Here is a 21,602-nt window from a genome sequence, read left to right as displayed (position 1 = left end):
CTTAAATCCCTGTGTACTCGCCGAATTCTTCACGCATTACATTACAAATTTCTCCGATGGTGGCATAAGCTTTAACTGCATCCAAAATATACGGAATCAAGTTGCTATCAGGTTTGTTCGCATTTTTTCGGAGTGTTTCCAGTGCATTATTTACATTATCCTGATTTCTTTCTTTTCGTATATTGTTGATACCTTGTATTTGTGCGTTTTCTAAAGTCTCATCCACTTTTAACAAATCCGGATCTACTTCTTCATCCAGTGTAAATTTATTTAACCCCACGATGATTTCCTTTTCATTTTCAATGTTCTTCTGTATTTCATAGGCATTTTGGTGAATTTCCCGCTGCATATACCCTTCTTCTACTGCCTGGACTGCTCCGCCAATATCTTTAATTCGTTCCAAGTAGGCATTTACTTCCTCTTCCAGTTTATCGGTTAGTGCTTCCACATAATGGGAGCCGCCTAATGGATCTATCGTATCCGCTGCACCGCTTTCATGGGCAATTATCTGCTGGGTTCTAAGTGCAATTCTGGCAGAGTCTTCCGTCGGTAATGATAAAGCTTCATCGCGTGAATTTGTGTGCAAACTTTGTGTACCTCCCATAACTGCAGCCAGCGCCTGTAATGTGACCCTTACTATGTTGTTGTCAGGCTGCTGTGCAGTTAATGTAGAACCGCCTGTTTGTGTATGAAAACGCATTTTCCAGCTTTTTGGATCCTTTGCTTGATAATGCTCTTTCATAATTTTTGCCCATATTCTTCTGGCGGCTCGGAATTTTGCCACCTCTTCAAAAAAGTTATTATGTGCATTAAAGAAAAAAGCCAGTCTTGGCGCAAATGAATCTATGTCAAGTCCCGATTCCAAAGCAGCATCAACGTAAGCCATTCCGTTTGCAATGGTGAATGCTGCTTCCTGAACCGCATTAGAACCAGCTTCCCGGATATGATAGCCGGAGATACTGATCGTGTTAAATTTTGGAACATTTTTTTGACAGTATTCAAAAATATTGGTGATCAATCGCATCGACGGCTTCGGCGGATAAATATATGTACCGCGAGCAATATATTCCTTTAAAATATCATTCTGTATTGTGCCCGTAAGCTTCTCTAGAGGGACACCCTGTTTTTCGCCAACAGCTATGTACATACATAATAAAACGGATGCAGGTGCGTTTATCGTCATGGATGTGCTTACTTTATCCAGTGGAATCTGATCCAGCAGTTTCTCCATATCATCTAGAGAATCTATGGCAACGCCTACTTTACCTACTTCCCCTTCCGCCATACTGTCGTCTGAATCATATCCAATTTGGGTAGGCAAATCAAAAGCAACAGAAAGCCCTGTTTGCCCTTGATCGAGTAAATAACGGAATCGTTTATTGGTTTCTACAGCAGAGCCAAAACCGGCATATTGCCGCATGGTCCAGAATCTGCCCCGGTACATTGTCGGCTGTATTCCTCTTGTGTATGGATATTGCCCCGGATATTCAGCATTCTCACTATCTTCCTTTCCGGTATATAACCGTTCTACCTCGATAGCTGAAGAGGTTGTGAATGTTTCTTTTCTTTCTGGAAAGCGCTTAATTACCGAATCAACAGCATCTTCCCATGCTTTTTTCTGATTTTTTTCTCTCTCACTCATTAGTTTTTACCTCCATATGCTATTAAGATTACATGAATTTCTCCTTATTTTTCTTTTTATACTTGTTCATCTTTCATTTTCACGATAGAATACAAGTAGTAAGCTGTACTAAAGGAGGATTTAATTGTGGCATCATCCAAAAAATCATCAAAACGCGAACGTAGAACGAGAATAATTATTTATATCATGATTATTGCAATGCTGCTATCATCTCTGACTGCTGGTTTAGCAATGTTTATATAGTAAAAATGACAAAGACTGGGAACTGCCAGTCTTTTTATTCTTTCCACTGGAAAAATACGATATAATGTATACGTTTAAATTTCGAAAATCTTAATAAATTTCTAGTAAAATGTCGTAGTTATGATACTGTTTGATGCTTTCATTTAATGATTATGTATTACAATTCAAGCATTGAATAAAAGGAGGCTGACCTATTTCCATAGAGACAGCCTCACCATTATTTAAACTTCTTCACAATGTTCGTCAAAAACCTGCTGAAGTTTATCCATTACATCCATCGCATTGAAACCTTCAATATCATGGCGCTCCAGCATTGTCACAATTTTACCGTCTTTCATAAAAGCAAATGATGGTGAAGAAGGCGGAAATCCTTCAAAGTATTCCCGTGCTTTTTCAGTAGCTTCGGCATCTTGGCCTGCAAATACTGTTACCAGGTGATCCGGTCTTTTATCATAATGGATTGAATTTGCAGCTGCAGGACGGGCGATTCCACCAGCACAGCCACATGTAGAATTAATCATTACTAAAGTGGTACCCTTTTGTGTCAGTGCCTCATCAACTTCGTCAGGCGTTGTTAGCTCTCTATAACCTGCTTCTGTTATATCTTTTCTGGCTGCATCCACAACATCATTCATGAATAAGTTGAAATCCATATATATTTCAGCCCCTTATTTGACTAAGTATAGTAAACCTCTATTTCAGCATATCAATTTTTATTATATTTTTCAATTTATTGATATTGATTTCTTTATACAGATATACAGGGCATTATGGTTCATTACTAAAAAGTCTACACGTAATGTGAAATTCAGTAAATATTTGTCGTATCTTTATTCATATTTTCCAGAACTTCTTTTACTCTGCTTAAAAACTTTCCACAAACAAGCCCATCCAAAATCCGATGATCAAGTGACAAACATAAATTGACCATATCTCTCGCTGCGAACATATCATTGTAAATAACAGGGCGTTTCACAATGGATTCAACTTGTAAAATGGCTGCCTGCGGATGGTTAATTACTCCCATAGACTGAACGGAACCAAATGAACCTGTATTGTTTACTGTAAATGTACCGCCTTGCATGTCATCGGATGCTAATTTTCCATTTCTTGCTTTGGCTGCCAGTTCATTTATATCACGTGCAATTCCCTTAATGCTTTTTTCATCGGCATGCTTGATAACAGGTACAAACAATTCATTATCTTTTGCTACGGCAATGGACAAATTTATGTCTTTTTTCTGGATAATCTTATCTTCTGCCCATGTACTATTTAATTCAGGATACTCTTTCAACGCCTGTGCCACTGCTTTTACGAAAAAGGAGAAGAAGGTTAAGCTATATCCCTCTTTTTGCTTAAAGTCATTTTTTATTCCATTTCTGAAATTAACAAGGTCGGTTACATCGACTTCCACTGTCATCCAGGCATGTGGTATTTCCTGTTTGGAACGTACCATGTTCTGGGCAATCATTTTGCGGACACCGGTGACCGGAATTTCCACATCTCCGGTTTGAGCTGTTTGCTTCGGTGCTTCTGAGGCTGCCGGTTTTGGAACGGATGGTGCCTCAGCTGCAGGTTCCGGCTGTGCTTTTGCTTCTTCTGCTTTTGGAATTTTCCCGGTTTCAATAATTTTTTCAATATCTTTTCTAGTAATTCTGCCGCCAAGACCAGTACCATTAACCTGTTCAAGATCAATGTCATTTTCCTGGGCCATGCTTAATACAGCAGGTGAGTAACGCTTTTTCATTGATTGATCTTCGTTCACCGGCTCGGCTGTCTTTTGTTCTGCTGAACCGGCTTGCTTCTCATCCAACTCACCGGTGTCTTTATCCTTTTCAGATGCAGTACCGCCTGAACTATCTTCTGTATCTATGTAGCACATTAACTCGCCTACAGCGATCGTATCCCCTTCCTGTGCTACAATTTCACTAATAAGCCCAGTATAGGATGAAGGAACTTCCGCATTTACTTTGTCTGTCATAACTTCAGCAATAGGATCGTATTTATTAACTTTATCTCCTGGACTTACAAGCCATGACTCGATCGTTCCTTCTGTTACACTCTCACCCAGTTGAGGCATGTTGATTTTTTCTTTTGCCACTTTGAACACCTTCCTTCATTTAAAATTCTGCTAGTTCGCGTATTGCTTTTTCCACTTTATCCGGATTCACCATAAAATACTTCTCCATTGGCGGTGCGTATGGCATTGCAGGGACATCAGGCCCAGCCAGTCGTTGAACGGGAGCATCTAAGTCGAATAGACAGTTTTCTGCAATGATAGCTGCTACCTCGCTAATAATGCTCCCTTCTTTATTATCTTCCGTTACTAGTAGCACTTTACCAGTTCTTTTTGCCGCTTCAATAATTGCTTCTTTGTCTAGAGGATAAACAGTTCTTAAATCCAAAATATGTGCGTCAATTCCTTCTTCAGCCAGTTTTTCTGCTGCCTGTAGTGCAAAATGGACACATAAACCATAAGTAATGATGGTTACATCCGATCCTTCCCGTTTCACATCGGCCTTACCGATTGGAAGAACGTAATCATCCTCCGGAACTTCTCCCTTCAACAATCGGTAAGCTCGTTTATGTTCAAAGAAAAGCACCGGGTCGTTGTCACGAATGGAAGCTTTTAATAATCCTTTAGCATCATACGGTGTAGACGGCATTACAATTTTCAGTCCCGGCTGATTGGCAAAAACAGATTCAACCGACTGGGAATGATATAGTGCACCATGAACTCCACCCCCATACGGAGCGCGTATAGTAATCGGAGCATTCCAGTCATTATTGGAGCGATAACGAATTTTTGCCGCTTCGGAAATTATCTGATTCACAGCGGGCATAATAAAGTCAGCGAATTGCATCTCCGCTACCGGCCGCATCCCATACATGGCTGCTCCAATACCGACTCCTGCTATGGCAGATTCAGCAAGTGGTGTATCCAACACCCGGTATTCCCCGAATTCTTCATGTAACCCATCTGTGGCACGAAATACACCGCCTTTTTTTCCTACATCCTCGCCTAGTATAAAAACTTTTTCATCTCGTGTCATTTCTTCTTTTAAAGCAGTTGTAACTGCCTGTATATAAGACATTACTGGCATGATTAAACCCCCTCCTCACTCTTCGTAAACGAATTTCAGTGCTTCTTCAGGTTCAGCATACGGAGCTTCTTCCGCGTATTCCGTCGCATCATTAACTAAGTCACTGATCTCCGCGTGCAGTTCCTTTTCCGATTCCTCTGTTAAAATTCCATTATCTTTCAAATAGGCTGCAAAAGTGATGATGGAATCATTTTTTCTTGCTTCTTCCACTTCATCACTTTCACGGTACAGTCGGTCGTCGTCATCACTTGAGTGTGCAGTTAATCGATAGGTTATTGCTTCTATTAATGTTGGTCCATCTCCACTGACCGCGCGTTCCCTCGCTGCTTTAACAGCTTCATACACTGCCAATGGATCATTTCCATCTACCGTAAAGCCAGGCATTCCGTAACTTTGTCCGCGGTCTGCAACCGTTTCACTGGCAAGTTGTTTTTCAATCGGAACAGAGATAGCGTATTTGTTGTTTTCAACCATGGTTATTACCGGTAAATCATGCACGCCGGCAAAATTCAAGCCTTCATGGAAATCTCCCTGGTTGGAAGAACCTTCTCCCAGTGTTACTAAGGAAACAAAGTCCTTTTTCTCCATCTTGGCGGCCAGGGCAACACCAACTGCGTGTGGCAGCTGTGTAGTTACTGGAGAAGAACCTGTTAAAATTCTGTTCTTTTTCTGCCCAAAGTGTCCCGGCATCTGCCGTCCCCCGGAGTTTGGATCTTCTTTTTTGGCAAATCCGGAAAGCATGATTTCTTTAGCAGTCATTCCGAATGCTAAAACAACACCCAGGTCCCGGTAATACGGCGCTGTATAATCTTTTTCACGGTCCATTGCAAAGGATGCTCCAATCTGTGCCGCTTCCTGTCCCTGACAAGAAATGACAAATGGTATTTTTCCCGCCCGGTTTAACAGCCACATTCTTTCATCAAGCTTTCGGGCTAATAACATGGTTTTATACATTTCCAATACTTGATCATCTAACAAACCTAAGTCTTTATGGCGATTATTTGACATTAAAGTCCCCTCCTTTTTTTGCTTAGAACTTATAAAAATGTTGAAGCTGCGGGTGATTTTAGAATAGCCATGCCCAGCGATAGCGAATCGGGTTCAGTTTGTGTGCCGCTATACAGGGCTTGCCTTTTACTCATTTATCCGTGAATTTGATTTCCTTCTACAGCTAATGCTGCTTCACCCATCACTTCAGATAGCGTCGGGTGCGGGTGTATCGAATGAGCCACTTCCCAAGGGGATGCATCAAGTACTTTAGCAAGCCCGGCTTCTGAAATCATATCTGTTACATGAGGGCCGATCATATGCACTCCCAGAATATCCTGTGTCGCTTTATCTGAAATAATTTTTACAAATCCATCTGCTTCTCCGTGAACCAGTGCTTTTCCAACAGCCTGAAATGGGAATTTTCCAGTTTTTATATCAAACCCGCTTTCTTTAGCTTGCTTTTCAGTCATACCTACACTGGCAACCTCCGGACTGGAGTAGATACACGAAGGAACATTGTTATAATCGATTGGATATGGTTCCTGATTTGCCATATGTTCTACAGCCGTTATTCCCTCATGTGAAGCTACATGTGCCAGCTGCATTCCGCCAATCACGTCACCAATCGCATAAATATGCGATTCTTTTGTCTGATAAAAGTTGTTTGTTTGTATGGTGCCTTTCTCCACAACAATATCAGTATTTTCCAGGCCGATATTTTTTGTATTAGCTTCCCTGCCAACGGAGATTAGCATTTTTTCAGCATGAAAACTTTCTGTCTTTCCGTTAACTTCAGCATCAACGGAAATCCCTTGCTCTTTGGATAGTGTATCTGTTAATGTTTTCGCTCCCTTAACAAAGGTGATACCTCTTTTTTTCAATAGCTTTTCAACTTCTTTGGCGACCGCTTCATCTTCCGTTGGCAAAATTTGCTCACCGTATTCAATGACAGTCACTGCTACACCAAAGTCTGCCAGCATCGAAGCCCATTCTATGCCGATCACGCCTCCGCCAATAATAATTATTGATTCAGGCAAAGACTCCATTTCCAGTGCATCATCGGAACTCATCACTAGATCGCCGTCCAATTCTAATCCGGGCAGTGATTTTGGTTTAGAACCAGTTGCCACTAGCACATTATTTGGAACAAGCATCGTGTTTTCTTCCCCATTTTCATATTCAATGGAAATAGTTCCCGGCATAGGAGAAAATATACTTGGGCCTAGTATGCGGCCAAACCCTTCATATACATCAATTTTCCCTTTCTTCATTAATCCCTGAACGCCCTGATGTAATTTTTGAATGATGTTGTTTTTTCTCTCCTGTACTTTGGTAAAATTAATCGAAGGTGCTTCAGTAACAACACCGAACGATTCCGCTTCTTTTGTCTGCCTGAACACTTCAGCACTTCTCAGTAATGCCTTTGATGGTATACAGCCACGGTGTAAACAAGTACCTCCAAGCGCCCCTTTTTCTACAATGGCAACCTTTATTCCCAATTGTGCGGCCCGGATGGCAGCAACATAGCCGCCGGTTCCGCCTCCAAGTATTACGAGATCATAATTATTTGCCATACAACTCACTCCCTACGTGTTGTTTGGATATATTTTTGGTTTTTCTATTTTTCTGAGCACCCGTAAGACGCCTTCATTTAAGGCTTGCAATTCATTTTCACCGGGATATACAAGCGTATCTGCAATCCAATTAACCCGTTCTGTTATCATTTCTACAAATTTCTTCCCATAAGCAAGTCCGCCTGTCAACACAATGGCGTCTACTTTTCCTCCGAGCACAGCGCTCATGGAACCTATTTCTTTAGCAATCTGGTATGCCATTGCTTCGTATGCCTGCTTTGCACTGTCATCCCCGGTTTTAATGCGACTTTCCACTTCAACGGCGTCATTCGTCTTAAGATATGCCATTAACCCACCTTGGCCAACTAGTTTTTTCATAATTTCATCCCTGTAATACTGACCGGAAAAGCATAATGAAACTAAATCCCCTGCAGGAACGGTTCCTGCACGCTCGGGAGAGAAAGGACCGTCCCCATGAAGGCCATTATTCACATCAATTACTTTCCCGTTATTATGAGCACCAACTGTTATTCCTCCACCCATATGAGTCACAATTAAAGTAATTTGATCATAATTTACATGCAAATCTTCTGCTGCTCTTCTGGCAACAGCCTTTTGATTTAAAGCATGAAAGATACTTTTTCTTGGAATATCCGGAACACCGGAATAGCGGGCAAACTCTGACAGTTCATCAACGACTACGGGGTCTACTATATAAGCCGGAATATTAAGTCCTGAAGCTATTTCCTGTGCAATGATCCCGCCCAAATTGGACGCATGTTCGCCGTTAAACCCAATCCGGAGGTCATAAAGCATAGCCTCATTAACCTCATATGTACCACCTTCAATCGGCTGCAGTAGGCCGCCTCTTCCACAAACCGCATCTAGTTTGGAGATATTAATCCCTTCGTAATCCAATTGTTCGAGTATGATATTTTTCCGAAATTCATATTGATCAATGATATGCATAAACTGTTTGACGTCTTCCAATTTATGTCGTATTGATTTTTCGAATATGCAATTTTCATTATCAAAAACGCCTATTTTTGTTGATGTTGAACCAGGATTAATGACAAGATTTCGGTATTTTGATTGCAAAGTGCAAACCTCCGTTGATTAAGCCGGTATTACCTTCTGCTTAAAATATGATGATTGTCCAATAAAAAATGGTTTCTCGATTTTTTCATTGAAGCAATTCTTTCCTCTGCCATTCTGTCGGCAGCCACATGTGTGGGAATATGATCCCGTCTTGCAATTTCAAATACTTTACTCAAGCTATCGTAAATGGTTTCTACTTTTTTCATTGCTCTTGCCTGATTATAACCATTTAATTCATCCGCAACATTTATAACGCCGCCGGCATTGATTACGTAATCAGGCGCATATAAAATTCCTTTTTCATGTATAATATCCCCATGTTTCGATTCTTTTAATTGATTATTTGCCGAACCAGCAATAATTTTAGCCTGTATTTTAGGAATCGTTTCATCATTAATGGTTGCTCCCAGCGCACAAGGTGCGTATATATCACAGTCAACCTTATAAATTTCATCCGGATCAACAGCTTTTGCCTGAAATGCTTCTACAGCTCGATTTACCGCCTCTTTATTTATATCCGTTACAATAATTTTTGCACCTTCTTCATACAGATGCTCACAAAGTGCGTATGCCACATTGCCGACACCCTGAACTGCTACAGTTTTTCCTTCCAGCGATTCGTTTCCATATACTTCTTGCGCTGCAGCTTTCATTCCTTTATAAATGCCATAACCCGTTACAGGTGATGGATTTCCAGAAGAACCTTGTGCTTCCTGTGAAACTCCTGTGACAAAATCTGTCTCCATATGGATAAGATCCATATCCTCTTCTGTTGTACCAACATCTTCTGCTGTAATATACCGTCCGTTTAAACTTTGGATATACCTTCCAAAAGCACGGAACATTTCAGGGTTTTTATCTTTTCTCGGATCGCCGATGATAACTGTTTTTCCGCCGCCTAAATTCAAACCGGCAGCTGCATTTTTGTATGTCATCCCTTTTGCCAGCCGTAAAGCATCTTCAATTGCTTCTTCCTCGGAATCGTAAGTCCACATTCTTGTCCCGCCAAGTGCAGGTCCCAGTGTCGTGTCATGAATGGCGATGATTCCTTTTAGACCTGAATTTTCATCTTGGCAAAACACAAGCTGTTCATAATCAAATTTCTCCATATAAGTAAATATTTCCATTTTCATCCTCCTAGTACTTTTAAGCAGAAATTAATGCTAATGTTATTGAGTATAATTTATCTTCAGCAGCATCAGCTCTTGATGTTACAATAATCGGCGCTTTTGCTCCGCTGATGATACCTGCTACTTTTGCACCGGCAAAATAGACAAATGATTTGTATAATGCATTCCCTGTTTCAATGGAAGGAACCAATAATATGTCAGCCTTCCCTGCCACCTCTGAATGAACCCCTTTATGACTCGCTGCTTTTAAAGAAACTGCATTATCAAAAGCCAGCGGTCCATCTACAAGGCACCCGGTAATTTGTCCTCTTTTCTGCATTTGCGTCAAAGCGGCCGCATCTACAGTGGCTTCCATAGCAGGGTTCACTGATTCCACTGCAGCCAGGGCAGCTACTTTCGGTAATTCAATACCAACAGCATGTGCTATCTGTACTGCATTCTTTATGATCTCAGCTTTTTCTTCGATTGTTGGAGAGATAATCATTCCGGCATCGGTGAGAAAATAAAGCTTTTTTTGACTTGGTATCTCAAACAGTGCCACATGTGAAAGTACTTTTCCTGTCCGCAAACCGTATTCTTTGTTTAATGCAGATTTCATTAAATCTTTTGTGGACAGATTTCCTTTCATCAATATTTGTGCCTCGCCTCTATAAACGGATTTCACTGCTGCAATTGCGCTTTCTTCTTTTGTTTTCGTATGTTTAATACTTATTTCCGGGGTATGGATATCCAAGTTTATAATATCTGCTATAATCGCTATATCTGTTTCGTTGCCAAACAATAAAAAGCCGCATATTTTTTCCTTTGCAGCCATTTTTACTGCTTGCAATACTTGTTCATCCGCAGCGTTGGCCACAGCCGCAATATGATGTTTTCCTTGCTTTACTTTTTCTTTTACAGCAGCTAATGTATTCATCTTATCCTCCAATCTTTATTCCCATTAAACTTAATGCAAAAATCGTGCCAAACCCTCATTCCTTGTAAGCGCTTAATTCATGTGAATTTTAACCATGCAATAAACTGCAAAAAATGCAAACTATTGCATGCTCTTTTTTTCAAGATTATATTTATCCATTTTATAATATAAACTTCTTAGTGAAATATTTAATGCTTTTGCTGTTTTTGTTTTGTTATATTCGTATTGTTTATAAACCTCAAAAATATAATCTTTTTCATATTGATTTAATGCCTCTTGTAAAGGTTTTTCTATTTGTATTGCTTCTTCCTTCTTGGATTGGTTAATTAAATTCTCTGAAGCATTTAAATCAGGTAAGTGTTGTTTGTTAATTGTATCATCATTTATATCCATGTAAATCATAGCCCGGCCAATGACATTCTCCAGCTCCCGGATGTTACCAGGCCAATGATAGGTTTTAAGTTTATGGAGTGCTTCTTTTGAAATTTGATGTACTTTTCGGCCATAGTCCTGATTCAGCTTTAATATGATGTGCTCTGTCAGTTCAGGCAGGTCTTCCAACCTTTCATGTAATGCAGGAATATAGATTGGCAACCGTGTCAATCTGTAATATAAATCTTCCCGAAAGGTTTTATTCATAATTGCTTTTTCCAAATTGACATTTGTAGCAGTAATGACCCGCACATCAATGGAAACGGGATTGGTACCTCCTACACGGACAATTTCATTTTCCTGCAATACTCTAAGTAGTTTCGCTTGCATATTTAAAGAAAGTTCACCTATTTCATCCAGAAAGATGCTTCCATGGTTAGCTTCTTCAAATAGACCTTTTTTACCGCTATGCTTTGCTCCTGAAAAAGCCCCTCCCTCATATCCGAATAGTTCACTTTCCAATATAGATTCTGCAATAGCTGCACAATTAACTCGGATAAACTTTTTATGCTTCCTGTCACTTTCATTATGTATTGCGTGTGCAAACAGCTCTTTTCCTGTACCCGAATTGCCGCGCAATAAAACAGTAGCCGGTGTCCTTGCGCCTACTTTTGCCTGTTCCAAAGCCAGCTTCATTTCAGTTGAATTTCCAATAATATCATCAAATGTGTATTTTGCCTCCAAATTTCGGATGATTTGCCTAGCTCGCTTTAATTCACTCGTAAGTGACCGGATTTCTGATACATCATGTAAAACACCGACGCTTCCTTTGATGATGCCATCCACGATAATAGGTGCAACATTAACATAGACGTCTTTCTTGTTTGGGCCTACCTTCATTCGGGTGCCCCTTACCGGCCGGCGGGTTTGCAGCACCTTCATATGCACGCTTTCGCCTTCGGATATATCTGCAGTTGCCGGTTCACCTATAATATCGGATTCTTTTAACCCTGTTATACGTGAATATGCAGGGTTTATTAATAAACCGTTCCCATTTACATCAACTACGCTAATTGCTTCATCAGATGATTGAATAATTGCCTCCAGCATGATCTTTATCTCATTCAAATCGGTATTTTCTTCAGCGAGATTCATTACTTCCGTTATATCTTTAAAAACAGCGAAAGCACCAACCAATGTATTTTCTTCATTTATAATCGGGATACGGGTTGTAATAATTTGCTTTTCGTTTTCCAGTATAAGCTTTTTGTTTACTTCTTTCTTTTTATCGCGTAAGACATCCGGCAGCCTTGAATTTGAAATCACATCGCGAATAAATTTCCCTTCAAAATTCTGCTTGGATTTTTCAACGATTTTCTCTGCACTATGATTTACAAATTGAACAATTCCCTTATGGTTTACAACAATCATCCCATCTCTGATGTTATCAAGGATTAAGTTCTGGTTATTCATCTGTAATTTAATCCGCTTTAATAAAGTTTCTTTCTCATTAAAAATTTTAGAGATAATGTATGCAACCGTACCAGGGATCACCACTGTTTTACCGCTTCTATGTTCAATAAGCTCTTCAAGCACGCTGTCATTACCTGTTGCTTCCACAATAATATCTATTTCTTCCTCGAGCCGACTTTTCCATTCGGTGCCTGTTGGAATGCCATGTTTTTTAGCCAGATGTATTCCTGGTGCATCAGGGTTTGTATCAATTACTGCAACTATTCTCATCTTTTGCGTTCCATACAGTATATTTAATAAAGCTGTGCCGCCTGTTCCGGCACCAACGATTAACACATTCTTCATTTACATTCCACCCTGCATGATATTGCATGTTTTCATCATACAATACCATGCATTATTTAGCAAACGTTCTATTGCTCCTGTTTTTATTCATTATTTGTTATACTAAATATGGTATTCAATCAATTACTCAGGTTAAGGGGAAGAAAAATGTTCAGATTTATTGCAGTGCTCATTTTAGTTATTCCAGGTGTTTTTGCAGCTTATGGAATTAAATTGATGAGGGATTCTATATTTAATGAATTCGTTCCTTTATTTTTACATGCCAGCATCCAATTTACTGTTGGTTTAATTCTATTCATCGGAGGTATCGCCTTCATTGGCGGTTTTATTGTTTATCGAGATCGAAAACGAAAACGGTTAAGGAAGCAAAGTATTCAAAGGGAAGAAAACTAATTATTCAAATCGTGTTCACTCGGCTATAGAAACGTGAATCCGCTATTTGTCACAGTCTTTTTAGAAAATACTTTCATTCTTATTCATATATGTTATTATGTAAAATAGATTAAAAGCATGGAGGTATGATAGAAACATGAAGGTTTCAAAATTCGGGGGTAGTTCTGTAGCAAATGCAACACAAATTAAAAAGGTTGCACACATAATTACAAGCGATCCCGAAAGAAAGTTTATAGTTGTATCAGCACCCGGAAAAAGATATGAAGGGGATTTCAAAGTAACGGACATGTTAATTCAGTTGGGGAATTGTTACATAAACAATGAACCATATGAAAACTGTGAAGAAATTATAATGGACCGTTTTAGAGAAATTGTTAAGGAATTGAATCTTTCCGAGTCTCTGCTGGATAGTATTAACGCCAAAATCAATGACGTACTTCAAATGTCTTCTTCGGATACAATGAAATTCAACGCATTGAAAGCAATTGGTGAGGATAGTTCAGCCAAAATTTTAAGCGAATATTTGAAAAAAATCGGTATTAAAGCTGATTATATAAATCCGAAAGAAGCTGGAATCATTGCCAGTTATAAAAATGGCAAACTGGAAATACTACCGGAAAGCTTTCAAAAAATAAATCAATTAAGGGATCGTGACGGTATATCAGTCATCCCCGGATTTTTTGGTTATACAAAAAACGGCCAGCTTGTTACCTTTTCAAGAGGCGGTTCAGATATAAGCGGTTCGATTGTAGCTGCAGGTGTAAAAGCAAGTTTATACGAGAATTTTACAGATGTAGATTCTGTTTATGCAGTTAATCCCAACATTGTCGAGAATCCCAATGAAATTAATACCTTGACCTATAAAGAGATGAGGGAACTTTCATATGCCGGCTTTTCCGTATTTCATGCCGAAGCATTAAGGCCTGCATTTAAAGAAAAGATCCCTGTTTGCATTAAAAACACGAATAATCCTGACCTCCCAGGCACAATGATTGTAGCTGAGAAAAAACAAGATGAAAAATGTGTGGTAGGGATTGCCAGTGATACCGGATTCTCCAGTTTGTATATAAGTAAGTATTTAATGAACCAGGAAGTTGGTTTTGGCAGAAGGTTATTCAGTATTCTTGAAGATGCAGGTATTTCTTTTGAACATGCCCCTTCAGGAATAGATGACATTACTGTTGTTATACAGGACAGTAAATTATCAAAAGAAAAAGAAGCTTATATCATGAAAAGAATAGAAGAAGAACTTGACCCTGATACAACCAATATTGAACGCGATCTTGCTATAGTTATGGTTGTAGGGGAAGGTTTGGTGAGTACGGTAGGAATTGCCAGTAAAGCAACAGCAGCTTTTTCTGATGCCAATGTAAATATTGAAATGATTAACCAGGGATCTTCGGAAGTTTCCATGATGTTTGGGATTAAAGCGGAGAACTTGGAAAAAGCAGTAACCTCCTTATATAAAGCTTATTTTGAAAAAGTAGAAACAAAAGTAAAAACGACAGTATGAAAAGGATATTCGGAAAATGCATTTTCCCAAGGTGAAAATGAATTAAGCATTAATGCATAAATAATTTAATAAAAAACCGATGAGAAATATTTATTTTTTTCATCGGTTTTTTATTCGTGACTGTATAAGGCGCTTTATAAGCCCTTTAAAAAGGTTTATGGGACCACCCTCTTTTTTCTTTAACTTGCCCTATGTTCCAGCCTCAAACGGTCAGCGACCATTGCAATGAATTCTGAATTTGTCGGTTTAGCTTTAGTAATGCTTATCGTATAGCCGAACAAGGCAGAGATCGAATCAATATTCCCCCTGCTCCAGGCTACTTCTATCGCATGGCGTATGGCTCGCTCCACTCTCGATGAGGTTGTATTATATTTTTTTGCGATATCCGGATAAAGCACTTTTGTGATTGAGCCCAGCAATTCAATATCATTATACACCATTGTGATGGCTTCCCTTAAATACATATACCCTTTAATATGAGCCGGCACTCCAATCTCATGAATGATATTCGTAATACTTGCTTCCAGATCCTGTTTTTTCCTTTCTTTCTTTATCCCTTTTCTCGAGCTTGAAGGAAGTGCTGTCCTGTTACCTTGAACTTGACGAATTTGATCTGATAAATTATCCAAATCAAATGGTTTTAATATAAAATAAGATGCCCCGTAGTCAACTGCTTTTTTCATTACTTCTTCCTGACCAAAAGCTGTCAGCATAATAACATGAGGTTTATCAGGTTCATCTTTGATTGTATTTAAAACATTTAGCCCATCTACATGAGGCATAATGATATCCAAAAGCAATACATCTGGTTTTGTTTCTTCAAGCAGACTTAAGCATTCCTTCCCATTATAAGCTGTACCGATTACTTCGATATCTTCCTGTTCTTCAAAATAATCCTCCATCAATTGCACGAGTTCTTTGTTATCATCCACTAATACTACTGAAGTTTTATTCACTGCAAATTTCCTCCCTTTATGTAATTCATTCGCTTTCTCTTATTTTACATATTCTACATAAATTATAAATATCCTTCTTTATTTCGAAAAAACTTTGGGTTTTTTTAGTATTTCTTTAATTTACTTCTAATTTCTACTGTTTACGATATAATTTGATTAATATCGACACCTTTGTCGAATAATATTTACTCGTATTATAACACAAAATTATCAGAATTATGATGAATTAATAAAAAATATTGTCCCATTAAAAAACTTGTGGATGTCACCATCCACAAGTTTTTTTAGCCAGCTATTTCATCAGATTTTTTATTAACGTCGATCCCGGCATCATTTAACATCCATTCAATATGAACGCCATACCCTGAAGTAGGATCGTTTACAAATACATGGGTAACTGCACCAACAATTTTCCCGTTTTGTATAATGGGACTGCCGCTCATCCCCTGAACTATACCGCCAGTATGCTCTAATAATTCAGGATCAGTGATTTGAACGACCATTCCTTTTGTTGCAGGAAATTTTTGTGGAACAGAGCTTACAATTTCAATATCGAATGCTTCCACTTTTTCATCTTTAACTACGGTCAGAATTTCTGCAGGCCCTTCTTCTACTTCATGTGATAAGGCTATTGGCATTGGCTCGTCATAAGATCCATTTTTAATTTCATCATCCAATTTGCCAAAAATGCCAAAAGGGCTGTTTTTGGTTATACTGCCTATCTCTTCACTGTCGTTTGAAAACCTTGCCTGTTTTTCACCTGGAATGCCATTATTTCCTTTTTCAATCGAGTTGACCGAAGATCTTACAATTGACCCGTTATGGATTTCAATGGGCTTGTTTGTATCCATATCAGAAATCACATGACCTAGAGCACCATACTTTTGGGAATCGGGATCATGAAATGTCATTGTCCCAATCCCCGCTGCGGCATCACGTATATAGAGGCCAATTTTATATTCATTATCTTTCTCATCTAACTTAGGTGTTAATTCTGTTTCGATCTTTTGATGTCCTCTTTTTATTTTTACGTTTAATGAACCGTTTTCCTCTCCGGCTTCTTCAACAAACGGCTTCACATCCTTCATTTCTTCTATAGGATTGCCATTAATATCCAAGATAATATCCCCGACTTGAATATCCGCGTCTTCTCCAGGCGATAATGCTGCCTCGTTTACATTTACCAAGTGATGCCCGACTACAAGCACCCCTTGTGTATGAAGTTGGACACCGATAGATTGACCACCTGGGATCACTTCAATATCCTCTATAACGTCAACATTCACCCTTTTGATCGGAAAACCGGCTACTTCATATATTAACTCACTATTTCCAGGTCCATCTGCGTGAAAGTTAGAGGAATCAATCGCCTGAATACTTTCATCAGAAACATCAACCGATACATTTTCCCCTAAATCAGGAAGCTGTATTGGGGTTTGATCATTAAAGGTAACAATTTCATCTGGGATGGAAAGATACTGCTGAATTGGGGCGGAAAAAGGAATTGCCAACACAAAAATAAGGAGCAGCGTGCCAAATATTTTTCTAATACGGTCTGTGTTCAAATTCACTTACTTCACTCTCCTTATTCCAAAACCCATACCATGTTTTTATCTGTATTTCTAATTTGACCTTTCTCAATCAGTTTTAAACTGGTGAAACATAAGAATGCTGTGTATAATTTCCTTTCATAAAAGGAGATATTAAGGTATAAGTCAATGATGGTCTGATTAAAAATAATTTATATGTCATTTATTTCAACTGCAGGATAGTATTTCATTTATAAGGGGGGAGTAATAATTATTTATCAAAAAAAGCCGGCACTATTAGTTTCCGGCTTTTCTTCTATTCTTATTCTTAAATTTTTCAGCTAAATCAAGCATTTCTCCAGCATGTTCTTTTGCTGTTTCTGTCAGCTCCGTACCAGTAATCATTCGGCTCAGCTCATCAATTTGTTCAGCTTGTCCTAACTGGGAAATAGAGGTTGTTGTCCGATTATTATTTATTTTCTTGTCAATTAGTTTATGCGTATCTGCCATGGAAGCAACCTGTGGCAGATGGGTAATACATAGTACTTGAGATGCGACTGAAATCTGATATATTTTTTCTGCAATAGCTTGAGCTACTCTTCCGCTGACGCCTGTGTCCACTTCGTCAAAAATAACACTTGTGACGCCCTGATGCTTGGCAAATATTCTTTTTAGTGCCAGCATAATTCGGGAAAGCTCTCCGCCGGAGGCAATTTTATGAAGTGGCTTTAATGGTTCGCCAGGATTTGTTGCTATTAGAAATCGTACTTGATCATAACCGTTATAATGCAGTTTTGGATTTGGATCTGTTTCCTCATCTGAAACAAATTGGATTTTAAATGTTGCTTTTTCCAAATATAAACCTTTGAATTCGCTATAAATATCTTTTGTAAGCGCTTCTGCGGCTTTTTTTCGACTGTCATGCAATTGTTTGGCTTCCAGGTAAGCATCTTTTTCTGTTTCATTTATTTCTTCCTGCAATTTCGCAAGGTGGGAATCCTTGTTTTTCAGCTGATCAATTTCTTCTTCTATCTCGGCAGCATACTTGAGCATATCATCTACTGTCGAACCGTATTTTTTCTTTAACCGGTTTAATTCATAAAGTCTGGCTTCCATTTCATTTAACTGCTCTGGATCATATTGCTGCTTTTCCATATAATTTCCCAATTCATACGATAATTCTTCCAAGGCGAAATAATGATCTGCTATTTCTTCCCCTTTTTCTGCAATAAATGGATCGTATTTACTATTATCCAAGAGGGAAGTCTGTGCTTTATTTACCCATTCCAGTCCTTTATGGTCACCATACAATGCGTTATAGGCATCATGAATAGAGGTGTGTATTTTTTCAAAATTCGCTAATCTCTTACTTTCTTGTTCCAATGATACATCTTCATTCGGTATCAGATTAGCCTGTTCGAGTTCGGTTCTTTGAAATTCAAGCAGGTCAAGCCGCTGTGCATTTTCTTTTTCATTTTCATTTAATTTTTTAAAACGTTTTTTTAGTGACTGCAGCTTATTATATAATTGATGATATGCATCTTTTTCATATTTAATTGTTTTAGGATCAAATAAATCCAGTAATTCAATATGACTCTCGGGATTCATTAATGACTGTGTTTCATGCTGACTATGTATATCAATGAGCGTTCTTCCAAACTCCCTTAAAATAGCTAATGTAACCAGTTTTCCGTTAACCCTGCATATGCTCTTTCCGCCGGCTGTAACTACTCTTCGCAAAATAATCTGACCATCCGATATATCTATTCCATATGTTCTGCCGATCTCATATACAGGATGGTTATGATCCTCGGTGGTAAATAAACCTTGGATTTCAGCTTTTTCGCATCCATGTCTTACAAATTCTACAGAGCCTCTCCCTCCGGCCAATAATTGTACGGCATCAATAATAATTGATTTCCCAGCTCCCGTTTCCCCAGTTAATACGGTTAAACCATTTTGGAATGTAATCGATAATTTATCAATAATAGCAAAATCTTGTATAGACAATTCTGTAAGCAAGCTGTATTCACCACCTATAAACGTATATTTTTTCTATAACATTTCGATAAAACGGTCTTTAATTGTTTCTGCATCCGTATCGGTTTTACATATAATCAAACATGTGTCATCACCGCAAATAGTACCCATAATTTCATCCCAATCCAGATTATCGATGAGGACGCCTATTGCATGAGCATTACCGGGAAGTGTCTTTAATACAATAAAATGACTGGCATGCTCAATTTTTACAAATGCATCCATGATTAAGCGTTTCAATTTATTCAATGGGTTAAACTTTTGGTCTGCCGGCAGACTATACTTGTAGGTTCCATTTGTAGCCGGTACTTTCACGAGCCTGAGCTCTTTAATATCCCGTGACACTGTAGCTTGTGTAACATTGTACCCCATGTTTTTTAAGCGGTCTACAAGGTCATCCTGTGTTTCTATTTCATTTTCTGTAATAAGTTCCCTTATTTTAATATGACGCTGTATTTTACTCATTGCTAGCACCTCACTACGCTCATGTATTACTGGAAGGATGAAAGTCAGCCTGCGCTTGATCGATCAATTCTTCTATTGCTTCATCTTTCAGGCATATCCCGCTCGTATCTTTTTTCCAGCCGAAATGAGCCAGAAATTCAATATTGCCATCTCCTCCCGTTATGGGAGAATAAGTGATGCCGAATAGGCCATAATTTTCTTCAATTGCAAAATTAACGATTTGCTTCACCACCTGCATGTGCACTTTTTTGTCCCGGACAATTCCTTTCTTGCCTACTTGGTCCCTGCCGGCTTCAAATTGTGGTTTTATTAAGGCGATAACATCACTGCTTTCTGCAATTATCTTTTTTAATACTGGTAAAATAAGTTGTAACGAAATAAATGACACATCAATAGCGGCAAAGTTAGGAGTTCCCTTTTGAAAGTTTTCTTGGGTAACATATCTGAAGTTTGTTCTTTCCATTGTTATTACTCTGGGATCATTTCTCAGCTTCCAATCAAGCTGGTTATAGCCGACATCAACAGCATAACTGAGACTGAGCCCATTTTGCAGGCCACAATCGGTAAACCCACCGGTAGATGATCCAACATCCACCATTATTTTGTCTTTTAAAGAAATGTGGAAATGATTTAATGCTTTTTCCAGTTTCAAGCCTCCGCGGCCAACGTAGCGTAATTTTTCTTTTATTTTTAAAGGAACCTCTTCATCCACTTTCATACCCGGTTTGTCCAATCTGACTTCCTTGGAAAAAACAAGGCCGGCCATAATGACTCGCTTTGCTTTTTCTCTTGTTTCAATTAACTCTTTTTCCACTAAAAGTACATCCAAACGCTTTTTTCCCATATCAATAATCCTTTACTGCCTTTTATTATCCGGCAAGACTTTTATTTTTAATTTATTTTGAATAATGGCTATCACTTTACCAGCAAAAAAGATGATTTTTGTGGAAGCATTGATTGCCATAAACTTACCGATTGCTTTTCCTCCAACAGTAAGTGCAGCAACCAGACTCGTTAATAACACAGATAAAAATATTTGATACGGGGAGCCTTCTCCATGTCCTGTCAATGCTGCAATTTGAAGTACTACTATTGCTGTAGCCGTCCCACTGACAATTCCGGCTATATCACCAATTACATCATTACAGAAACTTGCAAATTTATCCGCATTTTTAATAATTGTTACCGCTTCCTTTGCCCCTGGAACCTTTTCTGCAGCCATGGCATGAAACGGCGCTTCCTGGGCAGCAGTAGAGGCTATACCGAGCATATCAAATATAACGCCAATTGTTACAATGATAAGTACTATTAATAATCCTATCATCCATACTACTCCACTTAAAATAGAAGACGATATTACTGAAAAAATAGCCGCTAACACAAAAGTGATAACGGCAATTAAAATACTAAACCTCATAGAACGCTTTATTTGCGATTTCATTTTATACCTCAATTTTTTATTAATAATTTCATGGTTTTATTACAATACTATGTATAAGGGGATGGTCATTTAAAAGGTTAAGACTGCGGCTTAGGTCCAGTAGGTTTTCCCAGATGAACACCCCATGTTGCCATGCAAGGCGGTTCCCCTTTAAATTCATCTCGGCTTTGTTGCCAAAAGCCGGACTGGATTACCACTTAGTCCGCACTATAATCCCTTTTAAATGTCGGTGAACAGTCTAGGAGATTTCCTCTGGCAGTCCTTTAACCACTTCCTAGCCTCTTTTGCAGCGATGATTTCATAGAGATAAAAACAATAACCAGTGGCCACCCGGATTATTGTTTGGAACTCTAATCCCCTCAAGCACCACTCAAGGCA

Annotated in this window: 19 protein-coding genes; 3 read left to right on the top strand and 16 right to left on the bottom strand. The window is 38.7% G+C overall.

Features of this window, described 5'->3' with window-relative positions; all coding sequences use genetic code 11:
• Position 1: 1 nt before the first annotated feature.
• Positions 2-1,642, bottom strand: coding sequence for an acyl-CoA mutase large subunit family protein (locus ACDX78_RS15710; RefSeq protein WP_486029105.1), 1,641 nt, complete (start codon positions 1,640-1,642; stop codon positions 2-4).
• A 126-nt stretch (positions 1,643-1,768) separates the two neighbouring features.
• Here ACDX78_RS15710 and prli42 point away from each other — a divergent pair, with 126 nt between their 5' ends.
• A complete protein-coding gene (gene prli42, locus ACDX78_RS15705) occupies positions 1,769-1,885 on the top strand; it encodes a stressosome-associated protein Prli42 (protein WP_486029104.1) in 117 nt (38 codons plus the stop codon).
• 221 nt (positions 1,886-2,106) lie between these two features.
• On the opposite strand, the gene ACDX78_RS15700 is transcribed toward prli42, so the two are convergent.
• The 9 genes from ACDX78_RS15700 to ACDX78_RS15660 all read right to left on the bottom strand — a co-directional run bounded on the left by ACDX78_RS15700 (position 2,107) and on the right by ACDX78_RS15660 (position 12,887).
• Positions 2,107-2,538 (bottom strand): BrxA/BrxB family bacilliredoxin, encoded by a 432-nt coding sequence (locus ACDX78_RS15700; protein ID WP_486029103.1) that lies wholly within the window; start codon positions 2,536-2,538, stop codon positions 2,107-2,109.
• Positions 2,539-2,693: 155 nt separating this feature from the next.
• Positions 2,694-3,986, bottom strand: a complete 1,293-nt coding sequence (locus tag ACDX78_RS15695) for a dihydrolipoamide acetyltransferase family protein (protein WP_486029102.1) — start codon at positions 3,984-3,986, stop codon at positions 2,694-2,696.
• A 19-nt stretch (positions 3,987-4,005) separates the two neighbouring features.
• The gene (locus ACDX78_RS15690) at positions 4,006-4,989 is read right to left on the bottom strand and encodes an alpha-ketoacid dehydrogenase subunit beta (protein ID WP_486029101.1); all 984 of its coding nucleotides are present in this window, start codon (positions 4,987-4,989) and stop codon (positions 4,006-4,008) included.
• A 15-nt stretch (positions 4,990-5,004) separates the two neighbouring features.
• The gene (locus tag ACDX78_RS15685; RefSeq protein ID WP_486029100.1) at positions 5,005-5,997 is read right to left on the bottom strand and encodes a thiamine pyrophosphate-dependent dehydrogenase E1 component subunit alpha; all 993 of its coding nucleotides are present in this window, start codon (positions 5,995-5,997) and stop codon (positions 5,005-5,007) included.
• 134 nt (positions 5,998-6,131) lie between these two features.
• Positions 6,132-7,553 (bottom strand): dihydrolipoyl dehydrogenase, encoded by a 1,422-nt coding sequence (lpdA, locus tag ACDX78_RS15680; protein WP_486029099.1) that lies wholly within the window; start codon positions 7,551-7,553, stop codon positions 6,132-6,134.
• Between the two features lie 12 nt (positions 7,554-7,565).
• The gene (gene buk / locus ACDX78_RS15675) at positions 7,566-8,651 is read right to left on the bottom strand and encodes a butyrate kinase (RefSeq protein WP_486029098.1); all 1,086 of its coding nucleotides are present in this window, start codon (positions 8,649-8,651) and stop codon (positions 7,566-7,568) included.
• A gap of 29 nt (positions 8,652-8,680) precedes the next feature.
• On the bottom strand, positions 8,681-9,778 hold the full coding sequence (locus tag ACDX78_RS15670) for a Glu/Leu/Phe/Val family dehydrogenase (RefSeq protein ID WP_486029097.1): 1,098 nt from the start codon (positions 9,776-9,778) through the stop codon (positions 8,681-8,683).
• 19 nt (positions 9,779-9,797) lie between these two features.
• The gene (locus ACDX78_RS15665) at positions 9,798-10,697 is read right to left on the bottom strand and encodes a bifunctional enoyl-CoA hydratase/phosphate acetyltransferase (protein ID WP_486029096.1); all 900 of its coding nucleotides are present in this window, start codon (positions 10,695-10,697) and stop codon (positions 9,798-9,800) included.
• A 120-nt stretch (positions 10,698-10,817) separates the two neighbouring features.
• Positions 10,818-12,887, bottom strand: a complete 2,070-nt coding sequence (locus ACDX78_RS15660) for a sigma-54 interaction domain-containing protein (RefSeq protein WP_486029095.1) — start codon at positions 12,885-12,887, stop codon at positions 10,818-10,820.
• 147 nt (positions 12,888-13,034) lie between these two features.
• On the opposite strand from ACDX78_RS15660, the gene ACDX78_RS15655 reads away from it, so the two are divergent.
• Positions 13,035-13,280: a DUF2627 domain-containing protein gene (locus ACDX78_RS15655; RefSeq protein ID WP_486029094.1), complete on the top strand. Its 246-nt coding sequence runs from the start codon at positions 13,035-13,037 to the stop codon at positions 13,278-13,280.
• A gap of 136 nt (positions 13,281-13,416) precedes the next feature.
• Positions 13,417-14,793, top strand: a complete 1,377-nt coding sequence (locus ACDX78_RS15650) for an aspartate kinase (protein WP_486029093.1) — start codon at positions 13,417-13,419, stop codon at positions 14,791-14,793.
• A 179-nt stretch (positions 14,794-14,972) separates the two neighbouring features.
• Here the strand turns inward: ACDX78_RS15650 and spo0A are convergent, their stop codons facing one another.
• The 6 genes from spo0A to ACDX78_RS15620 form a co-directional block, all read right to left on the bottom strand.
• The gene (spo0A, locus tag ACDX78_RS15645) at positions 14,973-15,749 is read right to left on the bottom strand and encodes a sporulation transcription factor Spo0A (protein WP_486029092.1); all 777 of its coding nucleotides are present in this window, start codon (positions 15,747-15,749) and stop codon (positions 14,973-14,975) included.
• A gap of 284 nt (positions 15,750-16,033) precedes the next feature.
• Positions 16,034-17,314: a SpoIVB peptidase gene (gene spoIVB, locus ACDX78_RS15640; protein ID WP_486029128.1), complete on the bottom strand. Its 1,281-nt coding sequence runs from the start codon at positions 17,312-17,314 to the stop codon at positions 16,034-16,036.
• A 261-nt stretch (positions 17,315-17,575) separates the two neighbouring features.
• Complete coding sequence (gene recN / locus ACDX78_RS15635; protein ID WP_486029091.1) at positions 17,576-19,300, bottom strand: DNA repair protein RecN; 1,725 nt, start codon at positions 19,298-19,300, stop codon at positions 17,576-17,578.
• A 33-nt stretch (positions 19,301-19,333) separates the two neighbouring features.
• Complete coding sequence (gene ahrC / locus ACDX78_RS15630) at positions 19,334-19,783, bottom strand: transcriptional regulator AhrC/ArgR (RefSeq protein WP_486029090.1); 450 nt, start codon at positions 19,781-19,783, stop codon at positions 19,334-19,336.
• A 19-nt stretch (positions 19,784-19,802) separates the two neighbouring features.
• Positions 19,803-20,633, bottom strand: coding sequence for a TlyA family RNA methyltransferase (locus tag ACDX78_RS15625; RefSeq protein WP_486029127.1), 831 nt, complete (start codon positions 20,631-20,633; stop codon positions 19,803-19,805).
• Between the two features lie 6 nt (positions 20,634-20,639).
• Positions 20,640-21,224 carry a hypothetical protein gene (locus ACDX78_RS15620; protein WP_486029089.1) on the bottom strand — a complete coding sequence of 195 codons (585 nt, stop codon included), beginning with the start codon at positions 21,222-21,224 and terminating at the stop codon, positions 20,640-20,642.
• Between the last annotated feature and the right edge of the window lie 378 nt (positions 21,225-21,602).

It is taken from the genome of Virgibacillus oceani (assembly GCF_041521345.1).
GTDB lineage: Bacteria > Bacillota > Bacilli > Bacillales > Amphibacillaceae > Virgibacillus_N > Virgibacillus_N oceani_A.
This window is presented reverse-complemented; position numbering and strand designations above follow the sequence as displayed.